Raw genomic sequence first — 18,528 nt, 5'->3', positions numbered from 1 at the left:
GCGGGTCCGCGGCGATAGGCTGACCGGCCATGACGAGTTCGCCACCGCAGCCGGGCTGGTACCCGGACGCGCGGGACCCCCGTCTGCACCGATGGTGGGACGGCCGGGCCTGGACCGCCGACACCCGCGCGGCCTCCCCATCCCCGCCTCCGAGCGACTCCGAGCCGATCGAGCTGGACATCGAACGCGCCCACGACCCGGCCCGGATCCAGAACCAGGTCAACCGCGCGACACGTGGCCGAGGCGGAACACACGCCGGGGGCGGGACCCTGTTCACCGAGCCGGTCCTCGTGGTCAACCAGCGCGCCAAACTGATCGAGATGGCCAACGAGTTCGGCGTCTTCGACCAAAACGGCAACCGGCTCGGCGGGGTCGTCGAGGTGGGCCAGAGCACGCTGAAGAAGGCGATCCGGCTCCTGACCAACTACGACCAGTTCCTGACCCACAAGTTCGAAGTCCGCGACGCCAACCACAGCACCGTCCTCAAGGTGACCCGGCCGGCGAAGGTGTTCAAGTCCCGGTTCCTCGTCACCAGGGCCGACGAGACGCCGATCGGCGAGATCGTCCAGGAGAATGTCTTCGGCAAGATCCGGTTCGGCTTCGTCGTCGACGGCCGGCCGGTCGGTGGGATCTTCGCCGAGAACTGGCGAGCCTGGAACTTCTCGATCCGCGACCACGCCGACACCGAGGTCGCGCGGGTGACCAAGACCTGGGGCGGGTTCCTCAAAGCCGCCTTCACCACAGCCGACAACTACGTCGTGGAGATCCCTCACCCGCTGCCGGATCCGCTCGCCAGCATGGTGGTCGCCGCGGCCTTGACGATCGACACGGCCCTGAAGCAGGACACCGACTGATCGAGTGACCGGCGTCTCATCTCCTCCCGGTGGACAGCCGGCCCTTCACGGCCCAGCCTGAAGAAAGGCCGGGACGCCGCAGTCTCGCCGGGACGGAGGTCACCGTGGAACCGTTGCCGGAAAGCAGCGACAGGAACTGGACCGAGCCCGGAATCTACGAGGTCTCGGCCGGCGTCTACCGGATCCCGTTGCCGCTGCCCAACGATGCTTTGCGCGCGGTCAACGTCTACGCGGTCACCGACGGCGCGAAGCTGGTCCTGGTCGATTCCGGATGGGCGCTGACCGTGGCCCGGCAACAGCTCGCCGACGCCCTGACCGGGATCGGTGCCGGACTCGCCGACGTCAGCGAGTTCCTCGTGACCCACGTGCATCGGGACCACTATTCACAGGCGGTGGTCCTGCGTCGTGACTTCGGTTCGAAGATCGCTCTCGGCCAGGACGAAGAGCCATCGCTCAAGGCATCCGGCAATCCCGACCGCCTGCCGATGGAAGCCCAGGTCGACCTGTTGTTCCAGGCCGGGGCCGGCGAAGTCGTGGAAGCGCTGGCCCGTCAGTTCGGCACGAGCCGGCGGCACACGGAAGCCGACCTCTGGGAAGCGCCCGACGAATGGCTGACACCGGGCCCGCGGCCGATCCTGCCCGGGCGCCAGTTCGAAGTCGTCGCCACTCCGGGACACACGTCCGGTCACGTCGTCTTCGTCGACGACACCGCCGACCTGTTGTTCTCCGGCGACCACGTGCTGCCGCACATCACGCCCTCCATCGGGTTCCAGCCGGTGCCGGCCGAACTGCCGCTCAACGACTTCATCGACTCGCTCCGCTTGGTGCGTGCCATGCCGGACCGCCGCATGCTTCCCGCGCACGGCCCGGTGTCCGACAGCGTGCACACCCGGGTCGACGAACTGCTGGAACACCATCGTCAACGTCTCGAGACGATCGCCTCCCAAATCGAGGCCGGCGCCACTTGCGCGTACGAAGCAGCACACCGGATCGGCTGGACCCGGCGCAACCGCAAACTGTCCGAAATGGACTCCTTCAATCAGATGCTTGCGGTCCTCGAAACCGCCGCACATCTCGACCTCCTGGTATCTCAAGGGAAATTGAGCGCCCAGACCGTCGACGGGGTTCGTCGTTACGCGGTGACCTGAGAGCACACGCCGCCGACACTGCGGGTAGCCACGTCGTTGCAGTTAGGTCCGTCGTCCAGCCTCCTGCATACTGGGTGGGATGGAGGTCATCAGACGCGCGCGGGCAACGGACATCGAGGCGCTCGTGCGCCTGTTCGGCGCATCGGGCGAACCGTTGGCAGCCGCGCTCCGGGATCTCATGAACACCCCGCACGTCACGCTGGTCGTGGCCGAGGACGACAACGGCGTCGCCGGCACTGCGCAGCTGACCGTGCTTCGAGGTCTCGCCTGGGACGGCGCACCCCGTGGCCTGCTCGAAGGCATCCGCGCCGCACGGCGCGGTGTGACCAGCGCACTCCTGACGTGGGGCATCGACGAAGCCCGCCGGCGCGGCTGCGCGCGCGTCCACCTCGATTCGGGCGTCAACCGCGGCGACCTGCGAGATTTCTACGCACGCTTCGGCTTCGAGTACAGCTACCAAGGATTCACCCGCGTCCTGTGATAATGACGTCGTGGCCGACTACACCATCCGCAGGGCACGGCGAGAAGACATCGAGGCGATCGTGCAGATGCTGGCGGACGACCAGCTCGGCGCCACCCGGGACGATCCCGGCGACCTCGAGCCATACCTGCGCGCCTTTGACGAGATCGAGGCGGATCCGAATCAGCTTCTGGTGGTCGTCGCGTCAGGCGACGAGCCGGTCGGCACCTTGCAGCTGACGATCATTCCGGGGCTCGCCAGGCGCGGCGCACTACGCGGCCAGATCGAGGCCGTGCGGATCCACGCCGGCCATCGAGGCACCGGACTGGGCGCCGATCTCGTCCGCTGGGCGATCGACGAGTCGCGGCGGCGCGGGTGCGCCCTGGTGCAACTCACGTCGGACACCTCCCGGACCGAAGCACACCGGTTCTACGAGCGGCTCGGATTCGCGCCCAGCCACACGGGTTTCAAGCTCAAGCTCTGAGCGGCGAATCCCTCGATTTACAGCGAAGCAGTAACTGTCTATTTCGGACACTGACTCCTCCCATGATCGGCACGCGGACATCCGCATACCCGCACGATCCCGAAACAATTGCGATCCGTCAAGATGAAGGCGCGAATGGACCGTTCGCGCCCTTTTGCTGACTTTCCTCGCATGCCGTCGTACCGTCGAGCTCATGACGCATTCACAACCAGTCCGCAAGCTCCTCCCCACCCCCGTACAGGGCGCCGACGGCGAACTTCCGTTCGTGTTGCAATCGGTCCGCGCCGACCCGAACACCTTGCAGCACATGAAAGACGACCAGGTCGTCGACCTGATCCGTGATACCGACGCGGAGATCTCGAAACTGCAAGCAGTGCAGCTGAGAGCGATCGCGGACCTGAGCGTGCGACGGAGACGGGCGCCCAGCGCGTCGTCGGAAGTCGCGTTGGCCTTGTCCATAACGGAACACCGCGCCAGTGCCATCGTTTCCGCGGCCAACGCGCTGATTGCCCGCCTCCCTCGCATGCTCAACCTCATGGACGACGGCCAGCTCGACCTCTATCGCGCCATGAAGGTCACCGATGCGACGGCGTGGCTGTCGGGAGATCACGTACGTGTCGTCGACGCGACGCTCGAAGATCGGGTGCCGGGTCGGAACGCCACCCAGGTCCGCCGGGCCGCCACCTACGCCGCCGCGCAAGCCGATCCCGACGGCGCAGCGCTCCGCACCGAAAGGAAGCTCGTCGAGCGGCGACTCACCCTGCACCACCAAGACACCGGCGTGACCCATCTGTCGGTCAACAACGCACCGACGGAGAAGGCAACCGCCGCCTATGCCCGCGTCGACCAAGCAGCCCGTGCGTTGAAGACGCCGGACGAACCGCGAACGCTGGATCAGCTCCGAGCGGACGTGGCCATCGATCTGCTGCTCAGCGGCACAGGTGGCTCGAGCGAACGCACCGAGGTCTTCCTGCACATCGACCTGGCCACCTACCTCGGCCTCAATCAGACCCCAGCGGCGTTGGCCGGTCGAGGGCCCATCGCGTCTGCGCTGGCTCGGCACATCATCGGCGGGCCCGACACGACGCTGCGCCGAGTTCTCACCGATCCGCGAACCGGTCACGCGGTCGAACTGTCTCCGACGCGGTACTCGCTCGAGCAGGACGAGTTCATCAAGGTTCGCGACCAAGAGTGCCGACAGCCCGGATGCACGCGCCCTGCACAGAGCTGCGGGATCAAAGCGACTCGCGCGAAGGGCGAGTCCGGAGGTGTTGCGGACCAGGCTGTCACCTTCTGCTCGCGGCACAGCAAGCTGGAGGGACAGCCTGGCTGGGACTACGAAGTCACGCCGGACGGCACCGTCAACGTCGCGACGCCGACAGGGCAAGTCCATTCGACGAAACCACCGTCGATGCACCCCGGCCGCCGAAAGGCGGACCGGCTCCGGAAGAAGCCCCGGAAGTGACCGACGATCAGCGCGTGCCGGAAATCTTCGCGCTGCCGAGGACGACGTCTCCATCGCCGGGATCAGGGCGGTAGAGAACGACGACCTGACCCGGAGCGACTCCGCGCAGCGGCTCGCGCAAGTGCACCGTCATGGTGTCGTTGTCCACGTCGGCGACCGCCTCCGCGATCCCTCCGTGGGCCCTGACCTGGACCACGCATTCGGTGGGTTCGGTCAGTGGCCGGCCGCTGGGCCAGATCGCCCGGTCAGCCTCGATCACCTTGACGCCGAGATCGGCCGCGGAGCCGACCTTGACGGAGCCCGACACCGGTTCGAGCGACAGGACGTACCGAGGACGGCCATCCGGCGCCGGAGCATCGATTCCCAGCCCTTTACGCTGGCCGACCGTGAACCCGTGCACCCCCGTGTGCCGTCCGAGGACGGCACCCGTTTCCGCGTCCACGAGCTCGCCGGGACGCTGTCCCAGCCGGTTCTCCAGGAACTTCTTGGTGTCGCCGTCCGGGATGAAGCAGATGTCGTGGCTGTCGGGCTTGTTGGCGACGGACAGCCCTCGTCGCTCCGCCTCGGCCCGCACGTCGGTCTTCCAGGAGCCACCCAGGGGGAACATGGCGTGACTGAGCTGGTCCGGTGTCAGCGAGGCGAGGACGTACGACTGGTCCTTGCCGCTGTCCGCGCTACGACGCAATTCCGGCACACCGTCTACCACGGTGAGACGCGCGTAGTGACCTGTCGCGACCGCATCGAACCCGAGCGCCATCGCCTTTTCGAGAAGCGCTTCGAACTTGATCTTCTCGTTGCAGGTGACACAAGGATTCGGGGTGCGTCCGGCAGCGTATTCGCCGACGAAGGTTTCAACGACCTCTTCGGTGAAGCGCTCAGCGAAATCCCAGATGTAGAACGGGATGCCGAGGATGTCAGCAGCTCGCCGGGCGTCGTGCGAGTCCTCGATCGTGCAACACCCGCGCGAGCCGGTCCGCAGAGTTCCCGGTTTGGCCGACAGGGCCAGGTGCACACCGACGACGTCGTGCCCGGCGTCGACCGCTCGCGCCGCGGCGACCGCCGAGTCCACTCCTCCGCTCATCGCGGCCAAAACCCGCATTGCCTTACACCTCTTGCTTCTGAGTCTGCTTGCGCATTCCGGCGAGGCCGGCCTGCCGGGCGCGCATGACGACGCCACCGATCTCCGCAGCCACGGCGTCGACGTCCGCGGCGGTGGAGGTGTGGCCGAGGGAGAAACGAAGGGAACCGCGAGCCGCTGCCGGGTCGGCCCCCATGGCGAGCAGCACGTGGCTCGGCTGGGCGACGCCTGCAGTGCACGCAGATCCCGTCGAGCATTCGATGCCCTTGGCGTCGAGCAGCATCAACAGGCTGTCGCCGGCGCATCCGGGGAAGGTGAAGTGAGCGTGGCTGGGCAGCCTCTCGCCATCTCCACCGTTGAGAACGGCGTCGGGTACCTCACGTTGAACGGCCTCGACGAGCTCGTCCCGAAGTTCCTCGACGCGCTTCGCGTAGTCGGCTCGGGACGCGACACTGATTCGGACCGCAGTTGCGAAACCCACGATCGCCGGGACATCCAGAGTGCCGGAGCGGACGTTGCGTTCCTGGCCTCCGCCGTGCAGCAGAGGCGCACAAGGCACGTCACGTCCGAGCAGCAGCGCTCCCACTCCGAATGGCCCACCGAGTTTGTGCCCGGTCAGCGTGAGCGCTGCGGCGCCGCTGGCGGCGAAGTCGACCGGTGCGGCTCCGACGGCCTGAACCGCGTCGGTGTGCAACGGGATGTCGAACTCGGCGCACACCGCCGCCAGCTCGGCGATCGGGTTGATCGTGCCGACCTCGTTGTTCGCCCACATCACGGTGGCCAACGCCACGATCTCGGGATCCGCGGCGATGGCTGCCCGGAGGACGTCAGGCGATACGCGGCCCTGGCTGTCCACGTCGAGTAGCGTGACCTCGGCGCCGCTGTGGGCTTCGAGCCATTCGACGGTATCCAGCACAGCGTGGTGTTCCGCAGCACCGCACAGGATGCGGCGACGCTGCTTCTGCTCGCCGCGACGAGCCCAGTAGATGCCCTTGATCGCGAGGTTGTCGCTCTCGGTGCCTCCGCCGGTGAAGATCACCTCGGAGGGACGAGCGCCCAGTGCCTCGGCGATGGTTTCGCGGGCTTCTTCGACCATCCGGCGAGCCCGGCGGCCCGAAGAGTGCAGCGCCGAGGCGTTGCCCACGGTGGGCAGCGCCTCGGTCATCGCCGCTATGGCTTCGGGCAACATCGGAGTGGTCGCCGCGTGGTCGAGATAAGTCATCGCTGTTCCAGGGTAGTCCGCTCCAGCGCGTGACGAAGCCCACCCTGGCTCTCGAAGTGGGCTGTCACACCTTTGACGGCCACCGTCCGCTCAGCCGGATGCCCACCACCGCGAGCGCCACCAAGGCCACCGTGAGCAGGGTCATCGCCGGCGACGGGTTGAAAACCGAGCCGACCGCGCCGAGCAGGACACCACCCAGGCCGATGAGCAGCGCAGAGCCGACCCAGTCCGCGAGCTGCATCGCCGAGGTGTTGAATCCGCGCTCACCTTCGGGCGAGTAGCGGAGCAGCAGGACAGAGATCGCGGGCATCGCGATGCCCATGCCTGCGCCGCCGACCGCGCAGGCCACGAAGGCGACCCAGCCGGGGAACCACGGCTGCGAAACCAGGCCGAAGCCGACCAGTCCGGCCGCGACCAGCCAGAAGCCGGTGCGCAGCGATGCCTCTCGCGACCAGTCGAGGTACCGGCCTTGCGCTGCCGATGCCGCCGACCAGCCCAAAGCCGTGATCGTCAGTGGCAGGCCGGCGAGGGCGGGGCTGTAACCGTGGACCGCGCTCATCGTCAGCGGGAGGTATGCCTCCATCCCGGCGTACGCTCCGGCGATCAGGGCGCGGGAGGCGATGACGGTCGGTAGGCCGGGGCGGGAAGTCAACGTCCCGGACGGCAGCAGCGTCCGGAGCGCGTAGCCCAGCGCGATCAGTCCGACCGTGCCGTAGCCGAGCGCGACGAGTGACTGGTGCTGAGCCGCCCACGTCAACGCTGCGACGCCGAGCGCGGCGATGATCGCCTGCGGCACGCTCGCCCGTCGCCCGCCCGTGGCGGGCTCGTGGGCGGGCAAGCGCCGGACGACCACGACCAGCATGAGCACGCCGACAGCCACGAGCGGAACCAAGCCGAGGAACACCCAGCGCCAGCCGACGCTGGCCGTCACGACCCCGGCCACCGAAGGCCCGATGACCGCGGGTAGGACCCAAGCGGCAGCGTTCGCGGCGTAGATGACCGGACGTTCGTGGTCGGTGAACGTCAGCGCGATCAGGAGCGAGACCGAGACGAGGAGTAATCCCGCGCCGAAGCCCTGCAACGCGCGGCCGAGAAGGAGCGTTGGCATCCCGCTCGCCGTTCCCGCGACCACCAGACCGGCCGCGAACAACATGGGCCCGGCGAGCAGTGCCGGCGCCGGGCCGCGGCGGTCGCCGATCCGGCCCGAAAGCACCGTCGCGACCACGCTGGAGATCAGGAAGATCGTGAAAGGCCACGAGTAGAGCGACAACCCGTGGAGGTCGGCGACCAGCGTGGGCATCGCCGTCGCTACGCCCATGCTCTCGAACGCGACCAACGTGACCACGAGCAGCAGCGCGATCGTGGTCAGCCGGTGTTCCGCGCTCCAAAGCACGCTTCGGCGACGGGGTGCGGAGTCGATCGTCGAGGCCATGATCACCAGCTTGCAATCTCCAGCGCGCTGGAGGTCAAGGTGGTTCAGGCGGAGCGGTGCGCCACCGGTTCCAGCGGAAGGCCGCGGGCCAGCGCGGCCGCTTCGCCTCGGGAACTGACGTCGAGCTTGTCGAGGATGTTCCGGACGTGAAACTTCACCGTGTGCTCGCTGAGCTGCAGTTGTTCGGCGATCTGCCGGTTGCGCAGCCCCTGGGAGATGCCCGACAGGACTTCCAGCTCACGTGGGTTGAGCCGATCGAGGGGACGCAGCTCCGGCGGCTCTGCCACGCCGAGTGGGAGCGCCGCCGTGACCGTCGTGCCCCAGCTCGGCACGGCGTCGACCTCCCAGTGGCCGCCGAGGGCAGTGAGGCGCTCGGTCAGTCCTCGGGCCGGGACCGCGTCGGCGACTTCGGGGCAATCGTCGCGGACCGCGATCCGCAGCACCGAGCCGTCCACGCGCCAGGACGCCCTCACGCGCGTGGTCGCAGCACGATCCAATGCCGCGAGTACCAAGCCGCGGGTCAGCGTCCGTGCGGTGTGGGCGATGTCCTGCGGGAGAGACGCGTCGCCGACGGGCTCGACGAGGTTCACGTCGACGTCCGTGTGCCGGACCAGGTCTGCCAGCTGGGTCTTGAGGACCCCGAATGCTGCGTCCGTCTGCTCCGCGGACAGGACCTGGTCGCGGTCGACGACGCCCCTGAGCTCCAGCAGCGCGTCGGCGGCGAGGCCGACCGCGGTGCGGCGGGCGACGGCGTCGGGGAGCCGGCTCGAGCGGAGGACCGACAGGAGCGTGACCAGGCTTGCCGCGTGCGTCTGGCCGAGGTCGGTGATCGCCTGGGCGCGGGCGGAGGCCGCGGCGAGGCTGCCGGCCAGGACGTCCGGGCCCGGGTCCGTCGCTCGCTGGCCCGCGTCGGTGCTGACGATGTGCCACAGCCGGACCGCCAATTCCAGCTCCGCGGGCGGCGGCTCCGCGGCCTCGGGCACCACGGCGATCACCGCGCCCTGGCCGACGGCCGGTGTCGAAGCGAGCAAGACCAGACGACGCTCGACGCCCCCGAGCACGCCGTCGGTCACCAGGGCCTTACCTGACTCGCTGCGGTCGACCAGCCGTTGCAGCTCGACGCTCGTCACGGCGTGCGTGATCGCTTCGTCTCCGATGACTTTGAGCGGGCTGCGAGGACAGTCGCCCGTCTGCATCGCGGCCGCGCGATGCGGGATCAGCTTGGCCAGCTCGGCGGTGAACCGGCTGAGCAACTGAGGCCGCGGTGCCGACAGGAGCCGCTCGACGACGTCCAGCACGTGCCGTGGATCCGACCAGGAAGCGTCCATGGCCTCCAAGGTAGGCGCGTCCGGGGTCCGGCGACCTGCTCGTCCGGCTAGTGAACACTGCTCGTCCGGGCGGTTCGGCGGCTCCGCCGGGCGAGTTGACTTCCGGAGGAGGACATTCGAACCGAAGGTCACGAACCAAGGAGCGAAAACACCATGCGAGCGATCGCCTTCTCCGCATACGGCGGACCGGAAGTCCTGCAGCTGTCCGACGTCCCGGCGCCGGAGCCGGGCCCGGGGCAGGTGCGGCTGGCCGTGCGGGCCGCCGGGGTCAACCCGATCGACTGGAAGATCCGCAACGGCGCCATGCAGCAGAACTTCCAGGTCTCGTTCCCGCACATCCCCGGTCTCGAGGTCGCCGGGGTCGTCGACGCCGTCGGGGAGGGCGCGGAATTCGCCGTCGGCGACGAGGTGTTCGGCTGGTCGGAGACCGGTGCCTACGCCGAGTACGCGCTCGCGAAGGCGATCGCGCCGAAGCCCGCGAGCCTTTCGTGGGCGGACGCCGCCGCGTTGCCGGTCGCCGGCGAAACCGCGCTTCGCGTGCTCGGGCTGCTCGGGGTTCGCGAGGGTGAGACGCTACTGCTCCTCGGCGCCAGCGGCACGGTCGGGCGGTTCGCCGCTCAGGTGGCCGTCGCGCAGGGGGTGACGGTCGTCGGGACCGGGGGAAGCCGCAGCCTCGACGACCTCAAGTCGCTGGGCGTCGTTCCGGTCCGCTACGGCGACGGCTGGGTGGAGCGGGTCCGCGAGGCCACGTCCGGGCCGGTGGACGCCGTCTTCGACGCCGCCGGGCACGGCGTGCTGCCGGGGTCCGTCGAGCTGCGGGGTACCAAGGACCGGATCGTCACCATCGCCGATGCGGCCGCGTTCGAGCTGGGGATCCCGTTCTCCAGCGGGGGCGAGCAGACCCGTGAGGTCCTCACCGGGATCGCCGGCTGGGTGACCGATCGCGGGGTCGGCATCGCACAGGGCAATAGCTATCCGCTGGCCGAGGCGGCCGCGGCGCAGGCCGAAAGCGAAGATGGGCACCCTGGCGGAAAGTTGACCATCGCCGTCGGCTGAACGAAGAGGGACCCAATCCGGGCCTGTCGCCGGATCGCGGCGACAGGCCCGGATCACTTCGCGGGAGGCGAAGCCAGTGGGGCCGCCTGGCGGCGCGGGGTCCGCCGCCGCTGCTGGGCCGGGATCTGCACCGTTCCCAGCGCGGAATGGACCGCCGCCTCGGCGAGGGCGGCCAGTTCGCGGCGGGTTTCCGCGCGGCCCGGAGCGATCTCCGGGCAGACGTGGATCTCGAGCACCAGGCCGCGCAAGGCCGCGACCCGGCGCAGCGACGCGATCAGCGACTCCGGTCCGATGAACGCCGGGCGGCTGGTCTCGCGGCCGTCGGCGACGCGGTACCGCAACGCGATCGGGCGCACCGGGACACCACCGTCGATGGCCGCCTGGAACGTCGCCGTCGTGAAGCGGCCCGACGCCAGGCCGCACCACGTGGTGCCCTCCGGGGTGACGCTTACCAGCGAGCCCGTCCTCAGCGCGTCGGCCAGCGATGCCATCGTGGCGGGCAACGTCGTCAGCCGCTCGCGGTCGAGGAAGATGCTGCCGCCGCGGCGGACGAGGCCGCCGAGCACCGGCCAGCCCGCGATCTCCTTCTTGGCCAGCGCGCGCATCGGCCGCAGCGCGTTGATCGCGACGACGTCCAGCCACGAGATGTGGTTGTTGACCACCAGTGCGCCACGGCCGGCGGGCGCGGTCAGGAAGTCGGCGCCGCCCCGGATGTCCAACCGGACGCCGAACGCCCGCAGCACGCCGAGGAAGATCAGCCGGAGCAGACGCTCCCGGCCCGGGATGACCAGCAGCAAGGGTGCGGACACCAGCGCCGCGAGCACGACCGAGATCGCCGCCGCGAAGCGCAGGCCCCGTCGTGGAAGACCGACCACCGGGTCGTCGGCGGTGAGGCAGCCGTCGCCACACGGCGACGACGGCATCCAGGCGTGGCTCATCCCTGGACCCCGAGGAAAAACTTGAGGTACCGCTCGTCGACGTTGTGCAGGTCCAGGAGGACGAAGAAATCCGCGACGCCGAAGTCGACGTCGAGCGCCGGTGGCCCGCAGACCTTGGCGCCGAGCCGGACGTAGCCCTTGATCAGCGGCGGCAGCGTGGGCCGCGCCGGGAGCTCGATGCCCGAGGTGTCCCACGGGATCAACGGTGTGACGCGCGTGGCCTCGTCGGAGTAGTGCTTGGCGCGCAGGACGTCCCACACCCCGGCGGCGAAGGAGCCATCGTCCACCAGCGGGACCGAAGCGCAGCCGGCGAGGTAACGGTGGCCGGAAAGCAGCATGTAGCGGGCGATCCCCGCCCAGACCAGGCTGACGACGGCGCCGCTGCGGTGGTCCGGGTGCACGCACGACCGGCCGGTTTCGACCAGCGACGGTCGCAGGCCCTCGATCGCGGTCAGGTCGAATTCGCTGTCCGCGTAGAGCTTTCCGGCCTGGGCGGCGCGGTCCGGCGGGAGCATCCGGTAGCAGCCGACGATCTCGCCCGTGTTGTCGTCGCGGACCACGAGGTGGTCGCAGAACTCGTCGAACTCGTCGATGTCGAGACCGGGCCGCGGGGAGTGGAGGCGCGCGCCCATTTCCTCGGCGAAAACCAGGTGGCGCAGTTTCTGCGCCGCAACCACTTCGTCGTTCGCGTGCGCGACGAGAAGTGAGTACCGAGGGGCGTCGGCGGGGAGCTCGTTACCCGCCTGATCAGTGCTGACGAGGAGCTGTGACGTCGTCATGCTCAAGGTTTACCCGCGCGGAGGAAGCCGCGGAGAGTGCCATCCGATGACCGATTAGTGCACGTTCAGTTAATGGCGGGTTCTCAGCCTCTTCTCAGGTGCCTGAATGCGCGAAGGGCCTCCCGGGACGTCCCCGGGAGGCCCTTCGACGAAGCTGGAAATCAGCCCTTGCGCTTCTCGACCGCCTCGGTCAGCTGCGGCGCGACGTTGAACAGGTCGCCGACGATGCCGAAGTCGGCGATCTCGAAGATCGGCGCCTCCGGGTCCTTGTTGACGGCGATGATCGTCTTCGACGTCTGCATGCCCGCTCGGTGCTGGATCGCGCCGGAGATGCCGAGCGCGATGTACAGCTGCGGCGAGACCGTCTTGCCGGTCTGGCCGACCTGGAACTGCGCCGGGTAGTAGCCCGAGTCGACAGCGGCACGCGAGGCGCCGACAGCCGCGCCGAGCGAGTCGGCCAGCTTCTCGACGACGTCGAACTTCTCCGCCGAGCCGACACCACGGCCACCGGACACCACGATGGAGGCCTCGGTCAGCTCGGGCCGGTCACCACCGGTCACCGGCTCGACACCGGTGATCTTGGTGGCCTTCGCCGCGTCGACCGCGGGGAGCTCGACGGTCTCCTCGGCCGCCGCGCCCTCGGCGGGCTCGGCCTCGACCGCGCCCGGGCGGATCGAGACCACCGGCGCGCCCTTCGCGGACTTGGACTTGACCGAGAACGCGCCACCGAAGATGGACTGGTCGATGACGCCGTCGCCGTTGACGCCCACGGCGTCGTAGATCAGCCCGGAGCCCAGGCGCACGGCCAGGCGGGCGGCGACCTCCTTGCCCTCACCGCTGGCGGTGACGAGCACGGCGGCAGGGGAGGCCTGCTGCGCGAGCGCCGCGAGCACGTCGACCTTGGGCGTGACCAGATAGTTCGCGGCGTCGTCGCCTTCCGCGACATACACCTTGGCGGCGCCGTGCGACGCCAGCGCCTGCTTCGCCTTGGCGGCGGTCCCGGTCGGGCCGACGACGACGGCCGACGGCTCACCGAGCGCGCGGGCGGCGGTCAGCAGCTCGAGCGTGACCTTCTTGACCTCACCGTCGACGTGGTCGACGAGGACGAGTACTTCAGCCATGGTTCTACTTCCTCCTCGAAGAGCCGTTGTCAGATGAGCTTCTGGCCGACCAGGTACTCGGCGACCTTGGTGCCGCCGTCGCCCTCGTCCTCGGCCTTCTCGCCGGCGGTGCGCGGCGGCTTCGGCGAGGATTCGGTCACCGTGGACCACGCGTTGGCGAGACCGACCTCGCCCGCGTCGATGCCCAGGTCGGCGATGGTGAACGTCTCGACCGGCTTCTTCTTGGCGGCCATGATGCCCTTGAACGACGGGTAGCGCGGCTCGTTGATCTTCTCGCCGACGCTCACGATCGCGGGCAGGCTCGCCTCGAGGTGGGTGAGGCCGTCCTCGGTCTCGCGGGTGGCCTTGATCGCCGAGCCGTCGACGGTCAGCTCACGCACGTAGGTGACCTGCGGCAGGCCCAGCAGCTCGGCGAGGATCGCCGGGATGGCGCCACCGCGGCCGTCGGACGACTCGTTGCCGGCGATGACCAGGTCGAAGCCCTCGACCTTGCCGATCGCGGCGGCGAGCACCTTGGCGGTGGCGATCGCGTCGGAGCCGTGCAGCGCCTCGTCGGAGACGTGGATGGCCTTGTCGGCGCCCATGGACAGCGCCTTGCGGATGGCGTCGGTCGCGCGGTCGGGGCCCACCGAGATCACGGTGACCTCGCCCTCGCCGGCTTCCTTGATCTTCAGGGCTTCTTCGACGGCCTTCTCGTTGATCTCGTCGAGCACGGCGTCGGCGGATTCGCGGTCAAGGGTGTGGTCGGACCCGTTGAGCTTCCGCTCCGAGTAGGTGTCCGGTACCTGCTTGACCAGGACGACGATGTTGGTCATGGGTCTGCTTCGACCTCCCGGTTCGTGGCCCGCGGACGACCACGGGACAGTGCTCTACTGGCCGGTAGATTAGGACCAATCGGCGCGCGGGACCCGTCGAGGTGACGTCATTCACCTGGATGGGCAATTTAGTGGGACCATCGTCCCGGTAGTTGACCGGTTACCCCACCCGCACTGCCGTTCGTCCGATCGGACCAACCACGGCCTACTCGCGGTGGCTGTCCGGCATTAACCTTCTCCACCATGCCCGCGCGCATCGCCGTCATCACCGACTCGAGCTCCTGCCTGCCCGACCTCGTCGCTTCTCGCTGGGCCATCGGCGTCGTCCAGATCCAGCTGAGCCTGGGAAGCCACTACGACGACGAAAACCGCTTCGACCGCGGCGAAGTGATCGACGCCATGAGAGCCGGGCAGGTGATCGCCACGGCGCCCCCGGACCCGGGGGCGTTCTTCTGGGCCTACCAGGAAGCAGCCACCGCCGGCGCGACCGCCATCGTCAGCATCCACATCTCCGGCCGCATGTCCGACACCGTCCGCGCGGCCCGGGAGGCCGCCCAGCAGGTCCGCATCCCGGTGCACGTCCTCGACAGCCGGACCACCGGCATGAGCCTCGGCTTCGCCGCCGTGTCGGCCGCGCGGGCCGCCGCGGCCGGCGCGGACGCCGACCGGGTCATCGAGGCCGCCGAACGCCGGTGCACCACGAGCACCGAGTTCATCTACGTCGACACCCTCGAGTACCTCCGCCGCGGCGGCCGGATCGGCGCCGCCCAGGCCATGCTCGGTAGCGCGTTTTCGATCAAACCGCTGCTTACGGTCAAGGACGGCGAGGTCGCGCCGCTCGCCCGGGTCCCCGGCACGAAGCGCGCCCTGGCGAAGATGGTCGACCTCGCGGTGAAGAAGTCCGGCGGGTTCCGCGCCGACATCGCCGTGACCCGGTTCGGTGCCAGCGATCACGAACTGGAGATCGGCAGGCAGATCGAACGCCGGGTGCCGGCGATGGTCGAGAGCATGGTCGTCGAAGCGAGCACGGTCATCGGCGCGCACCTCGGCCCCGGCGCGCTCGGCATCACGGTGTCACCGGTGGGCTGACCCGCCGCGCCGGGACCAGCAGGATCACGAGCGGCAGCAGCACTCCCAGCCCGGTCGTCCCCACGATGAGGACCTGGTCGATCCGCTCGAAGTGCCCGAGGTGGCCGAGGTGGTAGAGGAAGTGCGGGACGCCGAACAGCAGCGCCGAGACGGCCGCGAGCCGCGCCACCGCTGTGGTGCCGATCACGGCGGCCCCGATCAGCAGCGCCGCGAGCGCCAGGTTGAGCCCGCCGAAGTCGCGCAGGAGGTGCTCGTTGAACGGCCCGTCCATCGAAACCCAGCCGGCACGGAAGCCGGGAAAGTCCTGGTAGAAGCCGGTCGGCGACCCGAGTGGCCAGATTCCGACCGCGGCCTCGACCAAGCCGAAGACGACGAGCAGTACGCGGGTGATGGTCCGTTGCATGACCACGGAACGAGACGGCGGCGCCGGACGTGACACCCGCTAGGGTCGCGGAGGTGACCACCCCAGCCACCCGGGCCGAGGCGCTGCACCTGACCGGCGAGCGGACCGTCCCCGGCATCGCCGAGGAGAATTACTGGTTCAGGCGCCACGAAGCCGCGTACGCCGCCCTGCTCCCCCACTGCGCGGACGCGATGGTCCTCGAAGCCGGCTGCGGCGAGGGTTACGGCGCGAGCCTCCTCGCCACGACGGCCCGCCGGGTGCTCGCGCTGGACTACGACGTCCCGACCACCGAGCACGTCGCCCGCCGCTACCCCGAGCTCGCCGTCGCGCGGGCGAACCTGGCCTTCCTCCCGGTCCGGGACGGCGCGGTCGACGTCGTCGCCAACTTCCAGGTCATCGAGCACCTGTGGGACCAGGCCGGGTTCCTCGCCGAGTGCCGGCGGGTGTTGTCGGAAAACGGCAAACTGCTGGTCACGACGCCGAACCGGCTGACCTTCACCCCGGACAGCGACACGCCGCTGAACCCGTTCCACACGCGCGAGCTGGCGCCGTCCGAGCTGGCCGGGCTGCTCACCGACGCCGGCTTCGCCGTCGAATCGCTGCACGGGCTGCACCACGGCCGGGCCGTGCGCGCCCTCGACGAGCGGTACGGCGGTTCGATCATCGACGCCCAGCTCGACGTGGTCATGGGCAAGCTGCCGGGCCAGGCCGAGTGGCCGGAAGGCCTGCTCGCCGACGTCGCCGCGATCGAGGCCACCGGGTTCGACATCCACGGCGACGACCTGGACGCCAGCCTCGACCTGATCGCCGTGGCGGTGCGCCGATGAGCGAAGGAACCTTCTGCCTCGTCGTGCACAGCCACCTGCCGTGGCTACCGCACCACGGGAGCTGGCCGGTCGGCGAAGAATGGCTCTACCAGGCGTGGGCGCACTCCTACCTGCCGTTGGTCGAGCTCCTGGAGCGCTTCGCCGACGAAGGCCGCCGCGACGTGCTGACGCTGGGCGTGACGCCGGTGCTCGCCGCGCAGCTCGACGACCCGTACAGCATCCGCGCGTTTCACGACTGGCTCGGCCACTGGCAGCTGCGCGCCCAGCACGCGGCGACGCTGTGGCGCGGCGACCCGCTGCTGCGCGAGCTCGCCGCGGCCGAGCACCGGACCGCCGTCCGCGCGGCCGAGGAGCTCGGGACGCGGTGGCGGCACGGGTTCTCCCCGGTCCTGCGGTCCTTGGTCGACAATTCGACCATCGAGCTGCTCGGCGGCCCGCTCGCCCACCCGTTCCAGCCGTTGCTGGACCCGCGGGTGCGCGAGTTCGCGCTGAACGCCGGTCTCGCCGACACGGCCCTGCGGATCGGGACGCGGCCGGAGGGGATCTGGGCCCCGGAGTGCGGCTACGCGCCTGGTATGGAAAACGACTACGCGGCGGCCGGCGTCCGGCGGTTCCTGGTCGACGGCCCGTCGCTGCGCGGCGAGTCCTGGGCCGCCCGGCCGGTCGGCGACACCGACGTCCTCGCGTTCGGCCGCGACCTCGAGGTCACCTACCGCGTCTGGTCGCCGAAGGCCGGCTATCCCGGCCACGCCGCGTACCGCGACTTCCACACCTGGCAGCACGAAGTCGGCCTCAAGGCGGCGCGGGTCACCGGTAAGACGGTCGAGCCGCAGGACAAGGCGCCCTACGACCCGGCGCTCGCCGCCGACGTGCTGCGGACGCACGTCAAGGACTTCGTCGAGACCGTCGTGACGCGCCTGCGGTCGCTGAAGCGGCAACACGGGCGTGAGGCGCTCGTGGTCGCCGCTTACGACACGGAGCTGTTCGGGCACTGGTGGTACGAAGGACCGGCGTGGCTGGAAGGCGTGCTGCGCGCGCTGCCCGAGGCCGGCGTGCGGGTGACGACGCTGAAGGGCGCGATGGAAGCCGGCCACGTCGGTGAGCCGATCGACCTGCCTTCGTCGTCGTGGGGGTCGGGCAAGGACTGGCGGGTCTGGGACGGCGAGCAGGTCAAGGACATGGTCGCCGCCAACGCGGCGTTGCAGGACCGGCTGCTCGAACTGGTTGCCGGGCTGGACCGGACGGCCCGGGACACCGTCGCCGACCAGGCCGTCGCCGAGGCGATGCTGGCGCTGGAAAGCGACTGGGCGTTCATGGTTACCAAGGACTCGGCCGCGGACTACGCACGTCGTCGCGCGGCGGTCCACACCGAGCGCTTCGACGCGCTGGCCGGGCTGCTGCGCCGCGGCGATCGCGCGCGCGCCGTCGAGCTCGCCGCCGCTTACCGCGCTGACGACGGACCGTTCGGGCACCTCGACGCCCGGGCGCTGAAGCACGACTGAAAGGGACGCACCGGATGGGAATCCACGAAATTCCGCTCAAGACCCTCGACGGGCACGACAGCTCGCTGGGCGAGTTCGCGGGCAAGGCGCTGCTCGTGGTCAACGTCGCGTCCAAGTGCGGCCTGACCCCGCAGTACTCCGGTCTCGAGCGGCTGCAGGAACGCTTCGGCGAGCAGGGCTTCTCCGTCGTCGGGTTCCCGTGCAACCAGTTCGCCGGGCAGGAACCGGGCAGCGCGGACGAGATCCAGACGTTCTGCTCGACGACCTACGGCGTCACGTTCCCGCTGTTCGAGAAGATCGACGTCAACGGCGAAGGCCGCCACCCGCTTTACGCCGAGCTGACCGAGACCACCGACGCCGAGGGCGCGGCGGGCGACGTCCAGTGGAACTTCGAGAAGTTCCTCGTCGGCGCGGACGGCGAGGTCCTGGCCCGGTTCCGGCCGCGCACCGAGCCCGAGGACGAGACGGTCGTCAAGGCGATCGAGGCGGCGCTGCCGGCTTGATGCCACGGGGAAGACCGGCTGTGG

19 protein-coding genes are annotated in these 18,528 nt (G+C 69.6%); 10 read left to right on the top strand and 9 right to left on the bottom strand.

The window, feature by feature from the left end:
* Positions 1–29: 29 nt before the first annotated feature.
* From AB0F52_RS12705 to AB0F52_RS12685, 5 genes are all read left to right on the top strand, one after another.
* Positions 30–854, top strand: coding sequence for a phospholipid scramblase-related protein (locus tag AB0F52_RS12705; RefSeq protein WP_360168731.1), 825 nt, complete (start codon positions 30–32; stop codon positions 852–854).
* Between the two features lie 104 nt (positions 855–958).
* Positions 959–2,002 (top strand): MBL fold metallo-hydrolase, encoded by a 1,044-nt coding sequence (locus tag AB0F52_RS12700; protein ID WP_360168728.1) that lies wholly within the window; start codon positions 959–961, stop codon positions 2,000–2,002.
* 79 nt (positions 2,003–2,081) lie between these two features.
* On the top strand, positions 2,082–2,483 hold the full coding sequence (locus tag AB0F52_RS12695; protein WP_360168725.1) for a GNAT family N-acetyltransferase: 402 nt from the start codon (positions 2,082–2,084) through the stop codon (positions 2,481–2,483).
* A 10-nt stretch (positions 2,484–2,493) separates the two neighbouring features.
* Positions 2,494–2,946, top strand: coding sequence for a GNAT family N-acetyltransferase (locus AB0F52_RS12690; protein WP_360168722.1), 453 nt, complete (start codon positions 2,494–2,496; stop codon positions 2,944–2,946).
* A 193-nt stretch (positions 2,947–3,139) separates the two neighbouring features.
* Complete coding sequence (locus AB0F52_RS12685) at positions 3,140–4,411, top strand: DUF222 domain-containing protein (RefSeq protein WP_360168719.1); 1,272 nt, start codon at positions 3,140–3,142, stop codon at positions 4,409–4,411.
* Between the two features lie 7 nt (positions 4,412–4,418).
* Here AB0F52_RS12685 and mnmA read toward each other — a convergent pair whose 3' ends face one another.
* The 4 genes from mnmA to AB0F52_RS12665 all read right to left on the bottom strand — a co-directional run bounded on the left by mnmA (position 4,419) and on the right by AB0F52_RS12665 (position 9,471).
* Positions 4,419–5,510, bottom strand: coding sequence for a tRNA 2-thiouridine(34) synthase MnmA (gene mnmA / locus AB0F52_RS12680; protein ID WP_360168716.1), 1,092 nt, complete (start codon positions 5,508–5,510; stop codon positions 4,419–4,421).
* Positions 5,511–5,514: 4 nt separating this feature from the next.
* Positions 5,515–6,711 carry a cysteine desulfurase family protein gene (locus AB0F52_RS12675; protein WP_360168713.1) on the bottom strand — a complete coding sequence of 399 codons (1,197 nt, stop codon included), beginning with the start codon at positions 6,709–6,711 and terminating at the stop codon, positions 5,515–5,517.
* Between the two features lie 64 nt (positions 6,712–6,775).
* Positions 6,776–8,143 carry an MFS transporter gene (locus tag AB0F52_RS12670; RefSeq protein ID WP_360168710.1) on the bottom strand — a complete coding sequence of 456 codons (1,368 nt, stop codon included), beginning with the start codon at positions 8,141–8,143 and terminating at the stop codon, positions 6,776–6,778.
* Between the two features lie 44 nt (positions 8,144–8,187).
* Positions 8,188–9,471: a LuxR C-terminal-related transcriptional regulator gene (locus AB0F52_RS12665; protein WP_360168707.1), complete on the bottom strand. Its 1,284-nt coding sequence runs from the start codon at positions 9,469–9,471 to the stop codon at positions 8,188–8,190.
* A gap of 153 nt (positions 9,472–9,624) precedes the next feature.
* Here AB0F52_RS12665 and AB0F52_RS12660 point away from each other — a divergent pair, with 153 nt between their 5' ends.
* Complete coding sequence (locus AB0F52_RS12660; protein ID WP_360168704.1) at positions 9,625–10,527, top strand: NADP-dependent oxidoreductase; 903 nt, start codon at positions 9,625–9,627, stop codon at positions 10,525–10,527.
* Between the two features lie 53 nt (positions 10,528–10,580).
* Here the strand turns inward: AB0F52_RS12660 and AB0F52_RS12655 are convergent, their stop codons facing one another.
* From AB0F52_RS12655 to AB0F52_RS12640, 4 genes are all read right to left on the bottom strand, one after another.
* Positions 10,581–11,465 (bottom strand): lysophospholipid acyltransferase family protein, encoded by an 885-nt coding sequence (locus AB0F52_RS12655; protein WP_360168701.1) that lies wholly within the window; start codon positions 11,463–11,465, stop codon positions 10,581–10,583.
* Positions 11,462–12,244, bottom strand: coding sequence for a GNAT family N-acyltransferase (locus tag AB0F52_RS12650; RefSeq protein WP_360168698.1), 783 nt, complete (start codon positions 12,242–12,244; stop codon positions 11,462–11,464). Before AB0F52_RS12650 ends, AB0F52_RS12655 begins: the two co-directional genes overlap by 4 nt.
* 161 nt (positions 12,245–12,405) lie before the next feature.
* A complete protein-coding gene (locus tag AB0F52_RS12645) occupies positions 12,406–13,365 on the bottom strand; it encodes an electron transfer flavoprotein subunit alpha/FixB family protein (RefSeq protein WP_043780820.1) in 960 nt (319 codons plus the stop codon).
* 29 nt (positions 13,366–13,394) lie between these two features.
* Entirely contained in the window at positions 13,395–14,180 is a 786-nt protein-coding gene (locus tag AB0F52_RS12640) for an electron transfer flavoprotein subunit beta/FixA family protein (RefSeq protein ID WP_360168694.1), read from the bottom strand.
* A 243-nt stretch (positions 14,181–14,423) separates the two neighbouring features.
* Between AB0F52_RS12640 and AB0F52_RS12635 the strand changes: the two genes are divergently transcribed.
* Positions 14,424–15,269, top strand: coding sequence for a DegV family protein (locus AB0F52_RS12635; RefSeq protein ID WP_285988972.1), 846 nt, complete (start codon positions 14,424–14,426; stop codon positions 15,267–15,269).
* On the opposite strand, the gene AB0F52_RS12630 is transcribed toward AB0F52_RS12635, so the two are convergent.
* Positions 15,247–15,672, bottom strand: a complete 426-nt coding sequence (locus tag AB0F52_RS12630; RefSeq protein ID WP_360168690.1) for a hypothetical protein — start codon at positions 15,670–15,672, stop codon at positions 15,247–15,249. The genes AB0F52_RS12635 and AB0F52_RS12630 overlap by 23 nt on opposite strands.
* A gap of 53 nt (positions 15,673–15,725) precedes the next feature.
* Here AB0F52_RS12630 and AB0F52_RS12625 point away from each other — a divergent pair, with 53 nt between their 5' ends.
* From AB0F52_RS12625 to AB0F52_RS12615, 3 genes are read left to right on the top strand one after another with little or no spacing between them, the layout of a single operon-like run.
* A complete protein-coding gene (locus tag AB0F52_RS12625; RefSeq protein WP_360168687.1) occupies positions 15,726–16,499 on the top strand; it encodes a class I SAM-dependent methyltransferase in 774 nt (257 codons plus the stop codon).
* Positions 16,496–18,001 carry a glycoside hydrolase family 57 protein gene (locus AB0F52_RS12620; protein WP_360168684.1) on the top strand — a complete coding sequence of 502 codons (1,506 nt, stop codon included), beginning with the start codon at positions 16,496–16,498 and terminating at the stop codon, positions 17,999–18,001. The genes AB0F52_RS12625 and AB0F52_RS12620 overlap by 4 nt, the downstream gene beginning before the upstream one ends.
* Positions 18,002–18,015: 14 nt before the next feature.
* Positions 18,016–18,504 carry a glutathione peroxidase gene (locus tag AB0F52_RS12615; protein WP_360168681.1) on the top strand — a complete coding sequence of 163 codons (489 nt, stop codon included), beginning with the start codon at positions 18,016–18,018 and terminating at the stop codon, positions 18,502–18,504.
* The last annotated feature ends 24 nt before the right edge of the window (positions 18,505–18,528 follow it).

This window comes from Amycolatopsis sp. NPDC024027, from assembly GCF_040638975.1.
Classification (GTDB): domain Bacteria; phylum Actinomycetota; class Actinomycetes; order Mycobacteriales; family Pseudonocardiaceae; genus Amycolatopsis.
This window is presented reverse-complemented; position numbering and strand designations above follow the sequence as displayed.